This window comes from Mycobacterium sp. 1245499.0 (assembly GCF_001673615.1).
Classification (GTDB): Bacteria; Actinomycetota; Actinomycetes; order Mycobacteriales; family Mycobacteriaceae; genus Mycobacterium; species Mycobacterium europaeum_A.
On sequence record NZ_LZMG01000394.1, the window covers coordinates 22,887 to 38,444 of the forward strand.

The window sequence follows — 15,558 nt, forward strand, 5'->3', positions numbered from 1 at the left end:
TTCGTCAGCGAGTCTGACGGGGAGGATTACCGCATCGCCGGGGGATTAAGCGTTGCGGTCGATCAGCGCCACAACTTAGCGGTCGGTGAAGTTGGCGGCGCGCCGCTGCTGGAAGGCCGTTGCGCCCTCGACGAAGTCGGGGGATTTTAGCAGCACCGACTGCCCGTCGAACTCGCGCTGCAGGGCCGGGTCCAACTGGGTCAGCGTGGCCGCGTTGATGGCCAGCTTGGTCTTGGCGAAGGCCACCGCCGGACCACCCAGCAGCCGGGCGATGACCTTGTCCACCTCGGCGTCGAAATCGCCGGCCGGATAGACCGCGGTGACCAGCCCCCACGACAACGCCTCGGCGGCCGTCAACCGTTCCGGAAGCAGCGCCATCTGCATGGCCCGGATGCGGCCGATCGCGGCCGCCACCAACGCCGACGCTCCGCCGTCGGGCATCAACCCGATCTTGGTGAAGGCGAGCATGAAAAAGGCGCTCTCCGAAGCCAATACGACGTCACAGGCCAGGGCGATGGAGACGCCGACGCCCGCCGCGGGTCCCTGAACGACGGCGACCACCGGGTGCGGCAGCGCGGTGATCGCGCGCACCAGCCGGTTGATCTCGAGGATGATCTCGTCCGGCGGGACGCCGCCGCCGTCGGAGACGTCTTCGGCGCTGATGCCCGCACCGGAGCTGAAGCCGCGTCCGGCGCCACCGATGCGCACCACCTTGACCTCGGGGTCGGTGGCCGCGTGCTCCAACGCGTCCGCGATGCCGGTGATCACCGGAATGGTCAGCGAGTTCAGGCTGTCGGGCCGGTTGATGGTCACCGACAACACGCCGTCGGACAGCGTGACGTCAAGGCCTGCGACGGGGGCGAGGGTGGCAATCGCGGATGAAGGCATGGGCTCACCATAAGTGACCGGGGTGCGCGGCCCTCCGGCACGGCTGCGAAGATGTCGAACGACCGGTTGTTTGGTAGCGAACGGCGTCAGAGCGGACGAAAGGTCGGTGGATCGTGGCTGGACCGTTGAAGGGACTGCGTGTTGTCGAGCTGGCCGGCATCGGCCCCGGCCCACACGCCGCGATGATCCTCGGGGACCTGGGCGCCGACGTGGTGCGCATCGACCGTCCCTCGTCGGGTCCCGGGGGCGTGGCGAAGGACGCCATGATGCGCAACCGGCGGGTGGTGACCGCCGACCTGAAATCCGACGAAGGCCGCGACCTCGTCCTCAAGCTGATCGCCAAGGCCGACGTGCTGATCGAGGGCTACCGCCCGGGCGTCACCGAGCGGCTCGGCCTGGGCCCCGACGACTGCGCGAAGGTCAACGACCGGCTGGTGTACGCGCGGATGACCGGCTGGGGCCAGACCGGCCCGCGCAGCCAGCAGGCGGGTCACGACATCAACTACATCTCGCTGAACGGCATCCTGCACTCCATCGGCCGGGCCAACGAACGGCCGGTCCCGCCGCTGAACCTGGTCGGTGACTTCGGCGGCGGTTCGATGTTCTTGCTGCTCGGCATTCTGTCCGCGCTGTGGGAACGCCAGACCTCGGGCAAGGGGCAGGTCGTCGACGCCGCGATGGTCGACGGCTCCAGCGTGCTGGTCCAGATGATGTGGCAGATGCGGGCCTCGGGCATGTGGACCGACGCGCGCGGCACCAACCTGCTCGACGGCGGCGCACCCTATTACGACACCTACGAGTGCGCCGACGGTCGCTACGTCGCGGTCGGCGCCATCGAGCCGCAGTTCTACGCCGCCATGCTGACCGGGCTCGGCCTGGACGGCGCCGACCTGCCCGGGCAGAACGACGTCGGCCGCTGGCCCGAACTGCGGGCCGCGCTGACCGAAAAGTTCGCCAGTCAGGACCGCGACCACTGGGCCAAGGTGTTCGCCGACTCCGACGCGTGCGTGACACCGGTGCTGGCCTTCGGCGAGGTGCAGACCGAGCCGCACATCACCGAGCGGAACACCTTCTACGAGGTGAACGGCGGCCTGCAGCCGCTGCCGGCGCCGCGGTTCTCCCGCACCGCGCCGGAGACACCGCGACCCGCGGCGCCGGTGACCGACGCCGAAGCGGTACTCAACGACTGGGTATAGTCCCAACCAACCAGTTGGCTGGAATCCAGGGAATCAGGGAAGGACTCGAATGGAGATCAAAGACGCCGTCGCCGTCGTCACCGGGGGTGCCTCAGGTCTGGGCCTGGCCACCACCAAGCGACTGCTCGACCGCGGTGCCCAGGTGGTGGTTATCGACCTGCGCGGCGAAGAAGCGGTCCGCGAGCTGGGGGAGCGCGCGCGCTTCGTCGAGGCCGACGTCACCGACGAGGCCGCCGTCGGCAAGGCGCTGGACGCCGCCGAATCGATGGGCACGCTGCGCATCAACGTCAACTGCGCCGGCATCGGCAACGCCATCAAGACGCTGTCCAAGGACGGCCCGTTCCCGCTGGACGGCTTCAAGAAGGTCGTCGGGGTCAACCTGATCGGCACCTTTAACGTGCTGCGCCTCGCCGCCGAGCGCATCGCCAAGTCCGAGCCCGTCGGTCCCGAAGCAAGCCCGGAGCGTGGCGTCATCATCAACACCGCGTCGGTCGCCGCGTTCGAAGGCCAGATCGGCCAGGCCGCCTACTCGGCGTCCAAGGGCGGCGTGGTCGGGATGACCCTGCCGATCGCGCGCGACCTGTCCCGCGAGCTCATCCGCGTGGTGACGATCGCGCCGGGGCTGTTCAAGACTCCGCTGCTGGGCTCGCTGCCCGAGGAGGCGCAGAAGTCGCTGGGCAAGCAGGTGCCCCACCCTGCCCGGCTGGGTGACCCGGACGAGTACGGCGCGCTGGCCGTCCACATCGTCGAAAACCCGATGCTCAACGGCGAAGTCATCCGCCTGGACGGCGCCATTCGCATGGCGCCCCGCTGAGCCGCAACCCGTTCAGCAAGACGAAAGCCCCCCGCATCGGCGGGGGGCTTTCATTATCAGGCTCAATGATTACTTACGGAACCATCGACTGACGTTGGGTTCGGCCATCAATAGGCGTGCGAGCATGCTCATGGTCGGCCTCAGCTCGCGGCTTGCAGTTCGTCGAACTGCTCCGAGGTCTCGCCTTCCACCAGGACGTCGCCGTGGTAGAGGGCATCGAAGTCAACTTTGATGACGTCGGCACTTGTGTCGTCGATCCACATGACACTGAGCGTATGGGCCACCATTAAGGAATCTTTGAGTCACGATTCGGAAAATCTTGGCAATTTACCGGCGGGTAGGTTGACCGGCGGCTGCGCCACGATTTGGCCCGTGAGCTGCTTAGTTACGGCACATTTTTCTGGCCGGACTCTTACTGTCGGCGCGGTTTAAAACGCGGCATTGAACGGTTCAGCCGGTCGCTTCCGTGTTTAGGGCAGAACACTGTTTGACGCGTGGAAATTAGCGTTTGTTACGTTGTCGCCGGTAAGCCAGCGGCCAGCGCAACGGGGCACCGGCAGCGGAAGGGCTCGAAATGCTGCAGAAGATCGCCCGAGTCGCCATCAGGGCGCCCCGCCGCATCCTCGCGATCGGCGTCCTGGTCTTCATCGCCGCCGCGATCTTCGGCGTCCCCGTCGCCAAGAGCCTGTCGCCGGGCGGTTTCCAGGACCCCGACTCCGAGTCGGCCCACGCCATCGGCGTGTTGAGCGACAAATTCGGCCAGAGCGGCCAGCAGGTGCTGATCCTGGTGACCGCCCCGGGCGGCAGCGATAGCGAGCAGGCCCGCAAGGTGGGCACCGACCTCGTCGACCAGCTGCAACGGTCCCCGCTGGTCTACAACGTCTCCTCGCCGTGGACCGCCCCGCCCCAGGCCGCGGCCGACCTGATGAGCCGCGACGGCAAGTCCGGGCTCGTCGTCGTCAACCTCAAAGGCGGCGAGAACTACGCGCAGAGCAACGCCCAGACCCTGGCCGACCAATACATCCACGACCGCGACGGCGTCACCGTCCGCGCCGGCGGCGCGGCGATGCAGTACGCGCAGATCAACACGCAGAACCAGGCCGACCTGCTGGTCATGGAGATGATCGCGCTGCCGCTGAGCTTCCTGGTGCTGATCTGGGTGTTCGGCGGGCTGCTGGCCGCGGCGTTACCGATGGCGCTGGGCGCGTTGGCCGTCGTCGGTTCGATGTCGGTGCTGCGCCTCATCACCTTCAACACCGAAGTGTCGATCTTCGCCCTCAACCTGAGCACCGCCCTTGGCCTGGCCCTGGCGATCGACTACACCCTGCTGATCGTCAGCCGCTACCGCGACGAATTGGCCGAGGGCCACGACCGGGAGCAAGCGCTCATCCGGACCATGGCCACCTCCGGGCGCACCGTGCTGTTCTCCGCGGTCACCGTGGCGTTGTCGATGTCGGCGACGGTGGCGTTCCCGATGTACTTCCTCAAGTCGTTCGCCTACGCCGGCGTGGCCACCGTCGCCTTCGTCGCGGCCGCCTCGATCGTGCTCACCCCGGCCGCGATCGTGCTGTTGGGTCCGCGACTGGACGCGTTCGACGTGCGCCGGTTCTTGCGGCGAACGCTGCTTAAGAAGAAGGGCCCGGAACCGGTGCACAAGCCCGTCGAGCAACTGTTCTGGTACCGGTCCACCAAGTTCGTGATGCGCCGCTGGGCCCCGATCGGGCTGACCGTCGTCGCGCTGCTGTTGCTGCTCGGATACCCGTTCTTGCGTGTGACCTGGGGTTTCCCCGATGACCGGGTGCTGCCGCGGTCGGCGTCGGCGCATCAGGTCGGTGATCGGCTGCGCAACGACTTCGCGCACGACTCGGCGACGTCGGTGCCCGTCGTCATCCCCGACGCCATCGGCCTGAACCCCACGGACCTCGACTCCTACGCCGCCGCCCTGTCCCGGGTCGCCGACGTGTCGTCGGTGTCCGCCCCCGGCGGCACCTTCGCCGCGGGCAACCGGGTGGGACCGCCGGCCGGGCCCACCGGGCTGGCCGGCGGCAGCGCCTTTCTGACCGTCAGCAGCACCGCGCCGCTGTTCTCGACGGCGAACGACGCCCAGCTCCGGCGGCTGCACGAGGTGCCCCGACCCGCGGGCCGATCCGTCGAGATGGGCGGGGTGGCACAGGTCAACCGTGACAGCGTCGACGCCGTGACCGACCGGCTGCCGCTGGTGCTCGGGCTGATGGCGGCGATCACCTTTGTGTTGCTGTTCCTGCTCACCGGCAGCGTGCTGCTGCCGGCCAAGGCGCTGGCCTGCAACTTCCTGTCGTTGACGGCGGCGTTTGGCGCGCTGGTGTGGATCTTCCAGGAGGGCCATCTCGGCGCGCTCGGCACCACGCCCAGCGGGACGCTGGTGGCCAACATGCCGGTGCTGCTGTTCTGCATCGCCTTCGGGCTGTCCATGGACTACGAGGTCTTCCTGCTCTCCCGGATCCGCGAATACTGGCTGGCGTCCGGCGCCGCCCGGCCAGCGAGGCCGACCGCGAAACAGGCCCACGCCGCCAACGACGAAAGCGTGGCGCTCGGCGTCGCCCGCACCGGCCGGGTGATCACCGCGGCCGCGTTGGTGATGTCGATGTCCTTCGCCGCCCTGATCGCGGCGCACGTCTCGTTCATGCGGATGTTCGGCCTCGGCCTGACGCTCGCGGTGTTCGCCGACGCCACCCTGGTGCGGATGGTGGTCGTGCCGGCCTTCATGCACGTGATGGGCCGGTGGAATTGGTGGGCGCCCAGGCCCCTAGCGTGGCTGCACGACCGGTTCGGCATCAGCGAGGGAGCGGCCGCCGAACCCGGGGATCATCTCGGGCCGGTGCCGGATCGCGTCGAGCTCCCGGCGCCGGTGGTTGCCGAGCCGGTACCCAATATCGGTTAACGCCGACCGTCGGGTCGTGGGGAACCTATTGTGGGGCGCAAGCGAGTCGGAAGGTTCACAACGGTATGACAACGGTGGTCGACAACCCCTTCTTCGCGCGGGTCTGGCCGGTCGTCGCCACCCATGAAGCCGAGGCGATCCGGGCGATGCGTCGGGAGAATCTGGCCGGCCTGTCGGGTCGCGTGCTCGAAGTCGGCGCGGGCATCGGCACCAACTTTCCGCACTACCCGGACTCGGTCGACGAGGTGATCGCGGTGGAACCCGAACCGCGGCTGGCCGCGCAGGCCCGCGCCGCGGCGCAGGCCGTTCCCCTCCGCGTTGTCGTCACCGCCGAGACGGTCGAGGCGTTCAGCGGCGCCGAGCCGTTCGACGCGGTGGTGTGCTCGCTGGTGTTGTGCTCGGTCCGCGATCCCGAAAGCGTTCTGCGGCGGCTGTTTTCGCTGTTGCGGCCGGGCGGGGAGCTGCGCTATCTGGAGCACATCGCCAGTGCCGGTGCGCGGGGCCGCTTTCAGCGTTTCGTCGATGCGACGGTGTGGCCGCGGCTGTTCGGCAACTGCCACACCCATCGGGACACCGAGCGCTCGATCGTCGAGGCGGGCTTCGAAGTCGATACGTCGCGGCGGGAGTTCACGTTGCCGGCCTGGGCGCCGATGCCGGTCTCGGAGTTACTGCTCGGCCGCGCGCGCCGCCCCTGACCGGCCGGCCCGATCAGTTCAACAGGGCCGGTAGCCGCTGCAACAACCCGGGCAGCGCCTGGCTGGCCGTCTCGCGCATGCTGATCGTCACGCTGCCCGACAGCGGAGTGACCTCGGGATTGACCTCGATGACGGCGGTGCCGCGCGACAGCGCCAACTCGGCCAGCCCGGCCGCCGGATACACGATCGCCGAGGTGCCGACCACCACCATCACGTCGGCGGCCTCGGTCGCCTCGACCGCGCGCCGCCACGGCTCGTCGGGCAACTGTTCGCCGAACCACACGATGTCGGGTCTGATCAGGCCGCCGCAGCGGCACACCGGGGGTTCTACCTCCAGCGCCGGTTCGGTCATCGCGGGCAGCGCCCCGGAGTAGGCCATACCGCAACTCGCGCAACGGAATTCGAACAGACTGCCGTGTAGGTGATGCACCGACCGGCTGCCCGCGCGCTCGTGCAGGTCGTCGACGTTCTGGGTGATGACGCTGACCTGGGCGTCGTCCTGCCAGGCGGCGATGGCTCGATGACCCGCGTTCGGTTGGACATCGGCGACCAGATAGTGGCGCCACAGATACCAGCCCCATACCCGCTGCGGATTGTCGCGCCAGCCCTGCGTGCTGGACAGCTCGTAAGGGTCGAAGCGGGCCCACAATCCGTTCTGGTCATCGCGAAAGGTCGGCACACCGCTCTCCGCGGAGATTCCCGCGCCGCTGAGCACCGCTACTCGCATCCCACCAAGATAGCCGGGGGTGGGGGATACTGAACGGGTGGAGCTCGGTGACTGGTTGAAGGTCGACATGAAGGCGGGAAAGCCGTTGTTCGACCAGCTGCGCACGCAGGTCATCGAGGGAGTTCGGGAGGGCGCGTTGCCGCCCGGCACGCGCCTGCCCACGGTGCGCGATCTGGCCGGCCAGCTCGGCGTCGCCGTCAACACCGTGGCGCGCGCCTACCGCGAGCTGGAAACCTCCGCCATCATCGAAACCCGGGGCCGCTTCGGCACTTTCATCGCGCGCTACGACCCGACCGACGCCGCGATGGCGGCCGCGGCCCGCGAATACGTCCGCGTCGCACGCGGACTGGGGTTGGACAAAGCCGACGCGGTGCGCTACATCGAAGCGGTGCCCGACGAGTAAGGCGGGCGTCGAAAGACCTTGGCCCACAGGCGCTTTAGCCTCAGCGTCTCAGCACAACACCTTGTCCAGCGTGCGCAGGTTGCGTGTCGTGGTCGACGACTTGTACCGCGGCTTACCCATCGTCTTGCCGATGGTGCTGTCCAGCGTGGCGCCCTTGGGGACCTGCCAATAGATCACGCCGTCACCGCGGCGGATCTTCTCGTCGGCACCCGCCTTCTCGGCCAGCGCGGCGAGCTCGTCGAGCATTGTCTTATCGGCGACGAACGTGACGTAGGACTGGTAGCCGTCGACCTCGCGCTCGAACGGAAAGGCGTCGACCAGGGCGCGCACCGTGTCGATGTCATAGGCCAGCACCCACGCGTCGTAGCCGAACCGGTCCCGCAACGCGGCCTCGGCCTTCTTGCGCACCGACGACACCCCGGCGGTCGACTCCAGCAGCACGTTGCCGGTGGCCAGGATGGTCCGGACCTGGGTGAACCCGGCGTCGGTCAGCGCGGCCGCCACCTCGGCCATCTTGAGGTTGACGCCCCCGACGTTGACGCCACGCAGGAACGCCGCGTACTGGGTCATGCCCCGATTCCACCAGGCCGGCCGCGCAACGACTATCCCGGGCCGCCCGTCCCGCTGCGACGTAGGCTTTCGTCATGGGACGCCAAGTCTTCGACGACAAATTGCTGGCCTTGATCAGTGGACACTCCCTCGGGGTGCTGGCCACCATCAAGCGCGACGGGCGGCCGCAGCTGTCGAACGTGAGCTATCACTTCGACCCGCGCAACGTGGTGATCCAGGTGTCGATCACCGAGCCGCGCGCCAAGACCCGCAACCTGCGTCGGGACCCGCGGGCCTCGATCCTGGTCGACGCCGACGACGGCTGGTCGTATGCCGTCGCCGAGGGCACCGCCGAGTTGACGCCGCCGGCGGCCGCACCCGACGACGACACCGTGGAGGCGCTGATTGCGTTGTACCGCAACATCGCCGGTGAGCACCCGGACTGGGACGAATACCGGCAAGCCATGGTCACCGACCGGCGGGTGTTGCTGACGCTGCCGATCTCGCATGTCTATGGCATGCCGCCGGGCATGCGCTAGCCGCGCCGCCCGCCCAACCGTTTCGGCACACCCGGGCTAGGCTCCCCCTATGGCCGCATCGAATGCCCCGCAAGGTTCAAAGCCGTCGGAGTCGTCGGGGGCCGGGTCGCCCGGGTCGGACGACGACACCAAGCGCAAATTCCGTGAAGCCCTGGACCGCAAGATGGCGAAATCCGCGAGCGGCTCCGATCACAAGGACGGCGCCGGCAAGCAAACGCGCGCGCACGGCGCCGTGGGCAACCGCCGGGAATTTCGCCGCAAGAGCGGCTGACGACCCCGTGCCGCGGCGGCCGGTTTCCCTTGCCGGGTTCAGCCTTAAGGCGCGGTGAACAGGCCGACCGACGGGTCGGCTTGGCCGGGTTGGCCGCGCAGGCTTCCCCGGGTGCTGGGGTGGGCGAAGTTCACTTGGGACGGGTCGTTCTGGTAGGCCCAATCCGCCACGATGGTGCGTTGACTGAACTTCCAGCGGCCCTCGTGCCTGGCGTAGCTGTCCAGGTACCGGCCGCCGATGATGACGTCGATGTTGCGTTCGGGGCCGGCGAAAGTGTGGAACACCAGGCAGTAGATCTCGCCGCGGGCCGTGTCGCCGTCCACCACGAAGTTCGTCGTGGTGATGTTGTGTTGCGAGACAAGCACATACGGTTCGGCCGCTTGCAGTTGCGCGATGAACTGCTCGACGCCGCCGTCGGAAAACGAGCCGTGCGAGTCCGTCGCGTCGGGGTGATACAGGCCGCGAAGGGCGGCGTAGTCGGCGCGGTCGACGGCTCGGCAATAAGCGGTGACGAGCTGATGCAGTTCGTCGCGGGCCAGCATCAGTGCCAACTTGGCCTCATCCACCACCACGCCACGATAACGCGGTGATCGGCGGTGAGTAATCTTGCGACCAATAGCGTCCGCGGTCCCAGGGTGCCTGCGCGAAAGGAAGATCGTTGACGGTGAATCTCTGCCTCGCTCAGGATCCCGAGGCCGACAGGCTGCTGGACGAGAGCCCGTTGGCGTTGCTCATCGGGATGGTTCTGGATCAGCAGGTTCCCTTCGAGACGGCGTTCGCCGGACCGAAGAAGATCGCCGAGCGGATGGGCAGCTTCCCGGATCTTTCGGCCGCCGAAATCGCGGACTACGACCCGGACAAGTTCGCCGCGTTGTGCTCGCAAACCCCTGCGATACACCGCTTTCCGGGGTCGATGGCCAAGCGCATCCAGGCGCTGGCCCAGATCATCGTGGACCGCTACGACGGCGACGCGGCCGGATTGTGGACGGCCGGTGACCCCGACGGGAGCGAGCTGCTGCGGCGGATCAAGGGGTTGCCGGGATTCGGGGACGTGAAGGCCAAGATCTTCTTGGCCCTGCTGGGCAAGCAGTACGGCGTGACGCCGAAGGGCTGGCGCGCCGCGGCGGGGGACTTCGGCCGGGCGGGTTCGCACATCTCCGTCGCCGATATCGTCGATGCAAAGTCGATGGGAAAAGTGCGCGCGTACAAAAAGCAAATGAAAGCGGCAGCCAAAGCGGCGAAGTAGCAGGTCCACAGAAGGGAAGGGCGACAACGTGAAGACACACATAACGTGTCCGTGCGGCGAAGCCATCGTCGGCAAGGACGAGGACGAACTGGTCGAGTTGACCCAGGCGCACCTCGCCAGCGTTCATCCTGGCCTCGAGTACGACCGCGACGCCATCCTGTTCATGGCGTACTGACGAGAACGCGCGTGCCCCCCGGTCGGGACACGCGCGTTCAAGGCGGTGCGGCGGTGTGGTCTGCTACGGCACCACCGTCGAGCCGATCGTGGGCATGAACTGGCACTGCTTTTCCTTGGTGGTGACCTGCCCGAAGATCGTCGACATGATGCTGCCCGAACCGGTGTCGGCGATCGCGCTCAGCGTCGTCGGCCCCTCCGGGTTGATATCCGGACGCGGCTTGAGTGCGACGGTCCCCGACTTGCCGGTGGTCAGGTTGACCCAGGTGACGTTCAGCGGCAGCTTCTGCACCTCGGCCGGTCCGGGGGTGCCGACCGCGGTGAACACGTAGGCGGTCTGCCCGGGCCCGGGGCCGGGGAGCGGAATCTTGGCCGGCCCCGCGACCGACAGCGCGGTCGCGATGGCGCTCGTGCCGTCCGCCAGGCAGTTGGTGCCGATGGACGGGTACATGAAGTCCTGCGTGGGCGGCGTGTCAGCGCCGAACCCCGGAGCCGCCGCCGCGGGAGCGGCGTCCGGTGCGGGTGCGGGCGCGGGCACCGGCGCCGGGGCGGCTTCCGGTGCGGCCGGGGCCGCGGGTGGTGCCGCGGCCGGGGCCGGTGGCGCCGGGACGGGTGCCGCGACGGGCACGTTGGCCGGTTGGGCGGGCGCGGGTGCTGCGGGTGCCGCCGCCGGCGCGGGACCGGCCGCATGGGCCGGATCGATGCCGGCCGGCAGGTGCGCCTCGGGTGCCGGAGCGGCCGCGGGTGCCGGCGCGGGTGCCGGAGCCGCGGCGGGTGCCGGTGCGGCGGGTGCCGCCTCGGGGACCGGGCCGGCCGCATGCGCCGGGTCGATGCCGGCCGGCAGGTGGGCCTGCAGACCGGGCTCTACCCCCGCCGCGGGCACGTGTTGCACCGGCGCGCTCGGTTCGGCGACGAATTGATTGACCGCAGCCGCAACGTTTTTCGACTCGTTGGGCGTGCTCGGGTTGTGGGCGAAGGCTTGTGCCGCGGCCATCAGCAGCTGTGTCGCCTGCTGCGGGTCGGTGGCCGCTTGTTGGATGAGGGGGCTCAGCTGCGACAGGGCAGGCAGACCCGGCAGCCCTTGGGCCGCATTCGGTTGCGGTATCGGCTGCGGCGCCGCCGGGTCGGCTGCCGCGCTCGGGCAGAGCCCGAACGCGACAGCCGATGCCGTGACGACAGCGGCCAAACCTTTGGACAGATTCCAAGTGGTTGCCACGGTGTCCTCCGGTTGTCAGTAGTGGTTTAGCCGGTTACGGAACTGATCAGGGCAGGGCGGCCAGCAGCGGCGCCGCCGGTCCGGCGGGGCTGGCCGCCGGTGCCGCCGGTGCCGCGGGTGCGGCCGGGGCCTGTCCCGAGGCGAGCGCCGGCAGGTCCTGCGGGAGCGTCACTTTCGGAGGCACGCTGACCGGCAGGCCGGCCGGCATCGCCGGCATGTTGACCTGCGCCTGCGGAAGCTGCGGAGCCGGCGGAGTGGCCGGTGCCGCGGGTGCCGACAGACCCGGGATCGTCGGGAGGCCCGGGATCGACGGGGCCGCCGGAGCGGCGGGACCCGCAGCCGCCGGCTGCGCACCCGTCAGGCCCTGGATCATCCCCGGAATGCCACCGGTCGCCGAAGACGGCGCGGCGGGCGTCGCCGACTGCGCCAGCCCCGGAAGGAAGGGGTTGGCCGCCGGTGAAGGCACCTGGGCGGCGGGGCTGGTCGGCGAGGTCAGTCCGGGAATCGACGGAAGACCCGCCGCCGGAGCCGCCGGCGTCGCCGGCGGGGTGGCCGCCGGGACACCCGGGAAGCTGATGCCCGGGGTGGCCGGAGCCGCCGGCGGCGTGGCGCCGAGTGCGGTCGCGAGGTTCTGCAGGATTTGCGGTGCGTTGGCCGCAGAACTGATCAGCTGCTGCGGAATGTTCGGCACGGCCGGGGCCGGCACCGGATCGGCGTGGGCGATACCGCCCGTCAATAGCGCTGCGGACGAACCGACCACGACGGCGGCTGCACGCATGTAAGTCCAGATGGTTGGCATGACTCTCCCTGATTGATCGATTACAGGTTCGGCGCTGAAGTTACTTTGATGCAGATGGGACTCAAGTGACACGTGTGGCATTTATGAACTCGTTACGGATACGAGTGAGACCGGTGACCGAATGCGCGGAATGCGCGCTCCTAGGGGTGATGTGCGGCCGGACGGCGCCGCGCCGCCCGTCGTGCTCGCTAAAGTCGGGCGGATAGACACCACCTCGGCCGCTCCGGCGGCACCCCATGCGCAGCGGTTGGCAAGTCTGCTTGCCGCGGCCGCGCCGATGCTGCTCATCGCGAGCATCGCCGCGCGGCTGGCCTGGACGTACCTGGCCCCCAACGGCGCGAACTTCGTCGACCTGCACGTGTACCTCGGCGGATCCGCCGCCATCGACCACCCCGGCAGCCTGTACAGCTACGTCTACGCCGACCAGACGCCGGACTTCCCGCTGCCGTTCACCTACCCGCCGTTCGCGGCCGTCGTCTTCTACCCGCTACACCTGTTGCCGTTCGGCCTGGTCGCCTTCCTGTGGCAGATCGCCACCATGGCGGCGCTGTACGGCGCGATCCGGCTCAGCCAGCGCCTGATCGGCGTGGCCGCCGGCGCCACCGGCCGGCGTGTCGCGATGTTGTGGACGGCGGTCGCCATCTGGATCGAGCCGCTGCGCAGCACGTTCGACTACGGACAGGTCAACGTGTTGCTGATGACCGCGGTGCTGTGGGCGGTGTGCAGCACGCGGTGGTGGCTGTCGGGGTCGTTGGTCGGCGTGGCGGCCGGAATCAAGTTGACCCCCGCGATCTCCGGCGTCTATCTGGTCGGCGCGCGCCGGTGGGGTGCCGCGGTGTTCTCGGCGGTCGTTTTCGTTGCGACCATTGGGATTTCGGTCCTGGTCGTCGGCGATCAGACGCGCTACTACTTCACCGACCTGCTGGGCGACGCCCACCGGGTGGGTCCCATCGCGACGTCGTTCAATCAGTCCTGGCGCGGGGGCATTTCGCGGATCCTGGGCCACGACGTGGAATTCGGCCCGCTGCTGGTGGCCGCCCTTGCCGTCACCGCGGTGCTGGCCGTCCTGGCCTGGCGCGCCCTGGATCCCGCCGATCGGCTGGGCAGGCTCTTGGTGGTCGAGCTGTTCGGGCTGCTGCTCTCACCGATCTCCTGGACCCATCACTGGGTGTGGCTGGTGCCCCTGATGATCTGGGCGATCCACGGCCCGGTGCGCGAGCAACCGGGAGCGCGCATCGTGGGCTGGGGCTGGCTGGCCCTCACGGTGGTCGGCGTCCCCTGGTTGCTGAGTTTCGCCCAACCGACGATCTGGCAGATAAGCCGCCCGTGGTATCTGGCCTGGGCCGGGTTGATCTACATCGTCGGCGCGGTGGCGACGCTGATCTGGATCGCGACCACCCGCGCGCCGCGCCGCGGGGACTGCGCCGAGCGTCACGCCGGTGAGACGGCCGACGGCGCGCGTCCGGCCGGCGTGAGCGCCGACGCAGGCGAGGGCCGCATTGACTAGCTGTCGACGATGCCGTTGATGTCGCGGGCCATGTCGATGTCGTTTTGGGTGATGCCGCCCTCGGAGTGCGTGACAAGCGCGAAAGTGACTGTCCGCCAACGAATGTCGATGTCCGGGTGATGGTCCTTGCTCTCGGCGTGCTCGCCCACCCGGCGGACGGCGTCGATGCCGGCCAGGAAACTCGGAAATTTGATCGAGCGGCGCAGGGCGCCGTCGGCGCGCTCCCATCCATCCAGTTCGGGCAGCGCGGCGTCCACTTGCTCGTCCGTTAACACGGCCATAGGGGACTCGTCCTCTCGGATAGCGGGTTGATCGAGGGGCGGCTTGACCTCCCCGCGAAGGTGGTCGCCTACGAGGCTACGGCGGGAGTGCCCGGTGCTGGGTTCTTCTGGTCCAGCGCCACCACGACGCCCGCCGCCGGCAGGCTCTGTCGTTGCTGGTAGGCGGACTCCAGGCTGGCGGGAACCCCCTGGAGGTCGCGGGCGACGCCCATCAGCTCTTCCAGAATCATGATCCGTTGCTGATTCGCCTCGTCCATCGCCCGATGCGCTCGCTCGTCGAATTCGTGAGCTTTCTGCTTCGCGTCGGCGAGCAGCTGCTCACGTTCCTGCTGGGCTTGCTGCCACGCCTGATCGATCGACGACTGGGCTTCGGCCCGCATCCCGGCGAGGTCGGCGTCGAGCTTTTTCCTGGTCTCCTCGCATTCGGCTTCGAGCGCTTTTCGCTGCGCGGCCATGTGCTCCAACAACTCTCGGTGTTCTTGGCGCGCGGCCTCGACCTCGGCCGCCGCATCCGCGAGCAGGGCATCCGCCTCGGCGCGGGCCTCGGCCTGCATCCGGGAGACCTCGTCGAGGGCGCGCCGCAGCAGCTTCGCCATCCGATGTTGCATCGCGTAGGGCGTCGGTGACGTGTCCGACAGGGCGGCGACCTCATCCTTGAGGCAGGCGACCTCGATCCGCAGCGCGGCCGCTTCGTTGCTGGATTCGTCTCGTTGGGACCGCAGGTTCAGGACTTCGTCGATCAGCAACTTCTCCTTGGCGAGCAGCGCCTCGATGTAGGGGTCGACCAGAGCCGGGTCATAGCCCCGAAAGATTCGAGTGAACGACTTGGTGGGTGCGGTGATCATTGCCAACTCCCCTCATTGGAAGTGCCTGTAGTGGTCGTGACCGACTAGGGTCGAGTATTCCACGGCTGCGCCCAAACCGTAAGAGAGCCGTTGTGCCCCAAGGGAATTCGACGGCGTTGTCGGCCCGAATGGCTGTCCCCGCGCCATTTTGCCGCCGAGGCCGCATGGCCGTTGCCGCGAGGGTGGCACGGCGTCCGCCATCGCATGCGGTCCCGAACCCGTCCGGATCCCAACGGCGGTCCCGAGCGGTGGGCGCGTCACAACGGGCGCCGTATACCGTGACTGGCCATGCCGACCCAGATCGTCGTCGCCGGTGCCCTCATCCGCGCCGCCAAGGTCTTGGTGGCACAACGCGTCCGTCCGCCGGAGCTGGCCGGCCGTTGGGAGCTGCCAGGCGGCAAGGTCGGACCCGGCGAAACGGAGCGCGACGCGCTGGCCCGCGAGTTGGCCGAGGAGTTGGGTCTTGGGGTGCGCGACGTCGCGGTGGG

The 15,558-nt window shown here is 68.7% G+C and carries 20 protein-coding genes; 11 read left to right on the forward strand and 9 right to left on the reverse strand.

Annotated features, from left to right (window positions below; all coding sequences use genetic code 11):
- Positions 1-75: 75 nt before the first annotated feature.
- Positions 76-888 (reverse strand): enoyl-CoA hydratase, encoded by an 813-nt coding sequence (locus A5646_RS24360; protein ID WP_067024783.1) that lies wholly within the window; start codon positions 886-888, stop codon positions 76-78.
- A 113-nt stretch (positions 889-1,001) separates the two neighbouring features.
- Here A5646_RS24360 and A5646_RS24365 point away from each other — a divergent pair, with 113 nt between their 5' ends.
- Complete coding sequence (locus tag A5646_RS24365; RefSeq protein ID WP_067024786.1) at positions 1,002-2,084, forward strand: CaiB/BaiF CoA-transferase family protein; 1,083 nt, start codon at positions 1,002-1,004, stop codon at positions 2,082-2,084.
- 49 nt (positions 2,085-2,133) lie between these two features.
- Entirely contained in the window at positions 2,134-2,898 is a 765-nt protein-coding gene (locus A5646_RS24370) for a 3-hydroxyacyl-CoA dehydrogenase (protein ID WP_066868713.1), read from the forward strand.
- Positions 2,899-3,038: 140 nt separating this feature from the next.
- Here A5646_RS24370 and A5646_RS30260 read toward each other — a convergent pair whose 3' ends face one another.
- A complete protein-coding gene (locus A5646_RS30260) occupies positions 3,039-3,161 on the reverse strand; it encodes a hypothetical protein (RefSeq protein ID WP_156655929.1) in 123 nt (40 codons plus the stop codon).
- 311 nt (positions 3,162-3,472) lie between these two features.
- On the opposite strand from A5646_RS30260, the gene A5646_RS24375 reads away from it, so the two are divergent.
- Together A5646_RS24375 and A5646_RS24380 are read left to right on the forward strand one after the other, a co-directional pair.
- Positions 3,473-5,818 (forward strand): MMPL family transporter, encoded by a 2,346-nt coding sequence (locus tag A5646_RS24375; protein WP_067024789.1) that lies wholly within the window; start codon positions 3,473-3,475, stop codon positions 5,816-5,818.
- 65 nt (positions 5,819-5,883) lie between these two features.
- The gene (locus A5646_RS24380; RefSeq protein WP_067024791.1) at positions 5,884-6,513 is read left to right on the forward strand and encodes a class I SAM-dependent methyltransferase; all 630 of its coding nucleotides are present in this window, start codon (positions 5,884-5,886) and stop codon (positions 6,511-6,513) included.
- Between the two features lie 13 nt (positions 6,514-6,526).
- On the opposite strand, the gene A5646_RS24385 is transcribed toward A5646_RS24380, so the two are convergent.
- The gene (locus tag A5646_RS24385) at positions 6,527-7,240 is read right to left on the reverse strand and encodes an NAD-dependent deacylase (protein WP_066878633.1); all 714 of its coding nucleotides are present in this window, start codon (positions 7,238-7,240) and stop codon (positions 6,527-6,529) included.
- 37 nt (positions 7,241-7,277) lie between these two features.
- Between A5646_RS24385 and A5646_RS24390 the strand changes: the two genes are divergently transcribed.
- Complete coding sequence (locus A5646_RS24390; protein WP_066868705.1) at positions 7,278-7,643, forward strand: GntR family transcriptional regulator; 366 nt, start codon at positions 7,278-7,280, stop codon at positions 7,641-7,643.
- A 48-nt stretch (positions 7,644-7,691) separates the two neighbouring features.
- Here the strand turns inward: A5646_RS24390 and A5646_RS24395 are convergent, their stop codons facing one another.
- Positions 7,692-8,213 carry a DUF1697 domain-containing protein gene (locus tag A5646_RS24395; protein WP_067024794.1) on the reverse strand — a complete coding sequence of 174 codons (522 nt, stop codon included), beginning with the start codon at positions 8,211-8,213 and terminating at the stop codon, positions 7,692-7,694.
- Between the two features lie 74 nt (positions 8,214-8,287).
- Between A5646_RS24395 and A5646_RS24400 the strand changes: the two genes are divergently transcribed.
- Together A5646_RS24400 and A5646_RS24405 are read left to right on the forward strand one after the other, a co-directional pair.
- A complete protein-coding gene (locus A5646_RS24400) occupies positions 8,288-8,731 on the forward strand; it encodes a PPOX class F420-dependent oxidoreductase (protein ID WP_066868701.1) in 444 nt (147 codons plus the stop codon).
- A gap of 49 nt (positions 8,732-8,780) precedes the next feature.
- Positions 8,781-9,002 carry a DUF5302 domain-containing protein gene (locus tag A5646_RS24405; RefSeq protein ID WP_066868699.1) on the forward strand — a complete coding sequence of 74 codons (222 nt, stop codon included), beginning with the start codon at positions 8,781-8,783 and terminating at the stop codon, positions 9,000-9,002.
- A 44-nt stretch (positions 9,003-9,046) separates the two neighbouring features.
- Here A5646_RS24405 and A5646_RS24410 read toward each other — a convergent pair whose 3' ends face one another.
- Positions 9,047-9,574: a nuclear transport factor 2 family protein gene (locus tag A5646_RS24410; RefSeq protein WP_067024797.1), complete on the reverse strand. Its 528-nt coding sequence runs from the start codon at positions 9,572-9,574 to the stop codon at positions 9,047-9,049.
- 92 nt (positions 9,575-9,666) lie between these two features.
- Here A5646_RS24410 and A5646_RS24415 point away from each other — a divergent pair, with 92 nt between their 5' ends.
- Together A5646_RS24415 and A5646_RS24420 are read left to right on the forward strand one after the other, a co-directional pair.
- Positions 9,667-10,248 carry an HhH-GPD-type base excision DNA repair protein gene (locus tag A5646_RS24415; RefSeq protein ID WP_067024800.1) on the forward strand — a complete coding sequence of 194 codons (582 nt, stop codon included), beginning with the start codon at positions 9,667-9,669 and terminating at the stop codon, positions 10,246-10,248.
- A 28-nt stretch (positions 10,249-10,276) separates the two neighbouring features.
- Positions 10,277-10,423 carry a hypothetical protein gene (locus A5646_RS24420; protein WP_003875447.1) on the forward strand — a complete coding sequence of 49 codons (147 nt, stop codon included), beginning with the start codon at positions 10,277-10,279 and terminating at the stop codon, positions 10,421-10,423.
- Positions 10,424-10,486: 63 nt separating this feature from the next.
- Here A5646_RS24420 and A5646_RS24425 read toward each other — a convergent pair whose 3' ends face one another.
- Positions 10,487-11,638 carry a hypothetical protein gene (locus tag A5646_RS24425; protein ID WP_067024802.1) on the reverse strand — a complete coding sequence of 384 codons (1,152 nt, stop codon included), beginning with the start codon at positions 11,636-11,638 and terminating at the stop codon, positions 10,487-10,489.
- Between the two features lie 46 nt (positions 11,639-11,684).
- Entirely contained in the window at positions 11,685-12,437 is a 753-nt protein-coding gene (locus A5646_RS24430) for a hypothetical protein (protein ID WP_066868691.1), read from the reverse strand.
- A gap of 130 nt (positions 12,438-12,567) precedes the next feature.
- On the opposite strand from A5646_RS24430, the gene A5646_RS24435 reads away from it, so the two are divergent.
- Positions 12,568-13,944: a mannosyltransferase gene (locus A5646_RS24435; RefSeq protein ID WP_067024813.1), complete on the forward strand. Its 1,377-nt coding sequence runs from the start codon at positions 12,568-12,570 to the stop codon at positions 13,942-13,944.
- Here A5646_RS24435 and A5646_RS24440 read toward each other — a convergent pair.
- Entirely contained in the window at positions 13,941-14,225 is a 285-nt protein-coding gene (locus A5646_RS24440; protein ID WP_066868689.1) for a 4a-hydroxytetrahydrobiopterin dehydratase, read from the reverse strand. The two genes, A5646_RS24435 and A5646_RS24440, sit on opposite strands and share 4 nt — an antisense overlap.
- 68 nt (positions 14,226-14,293) lie before the next feature.
- Complete coding sequence (locus A5646_RS24445) at positions 14,294-15,070, reverse strand: DivIVA domain-containing protein (RefSeq protein WP_067024804.1); 777 nt, start codon at positions 15,068-15,070, stop codon at positions 14,294-14,296.
- A gap of 288 nt (positions 15,071-15,358) precedes the next feature.
- On the opposite strand from A5646_RS24445, the gene A5646_RS24450 reads away from it, so the two are divergent.
- Positions 15,359-15,558, forward strand: a 200-nt coding sequence (locus A5646_RS24450; RefSeq protein ID WP_156765689.1) for an NUDIX domain-containing protein, incomplete at its 3' end; no start/stop codon positions are given.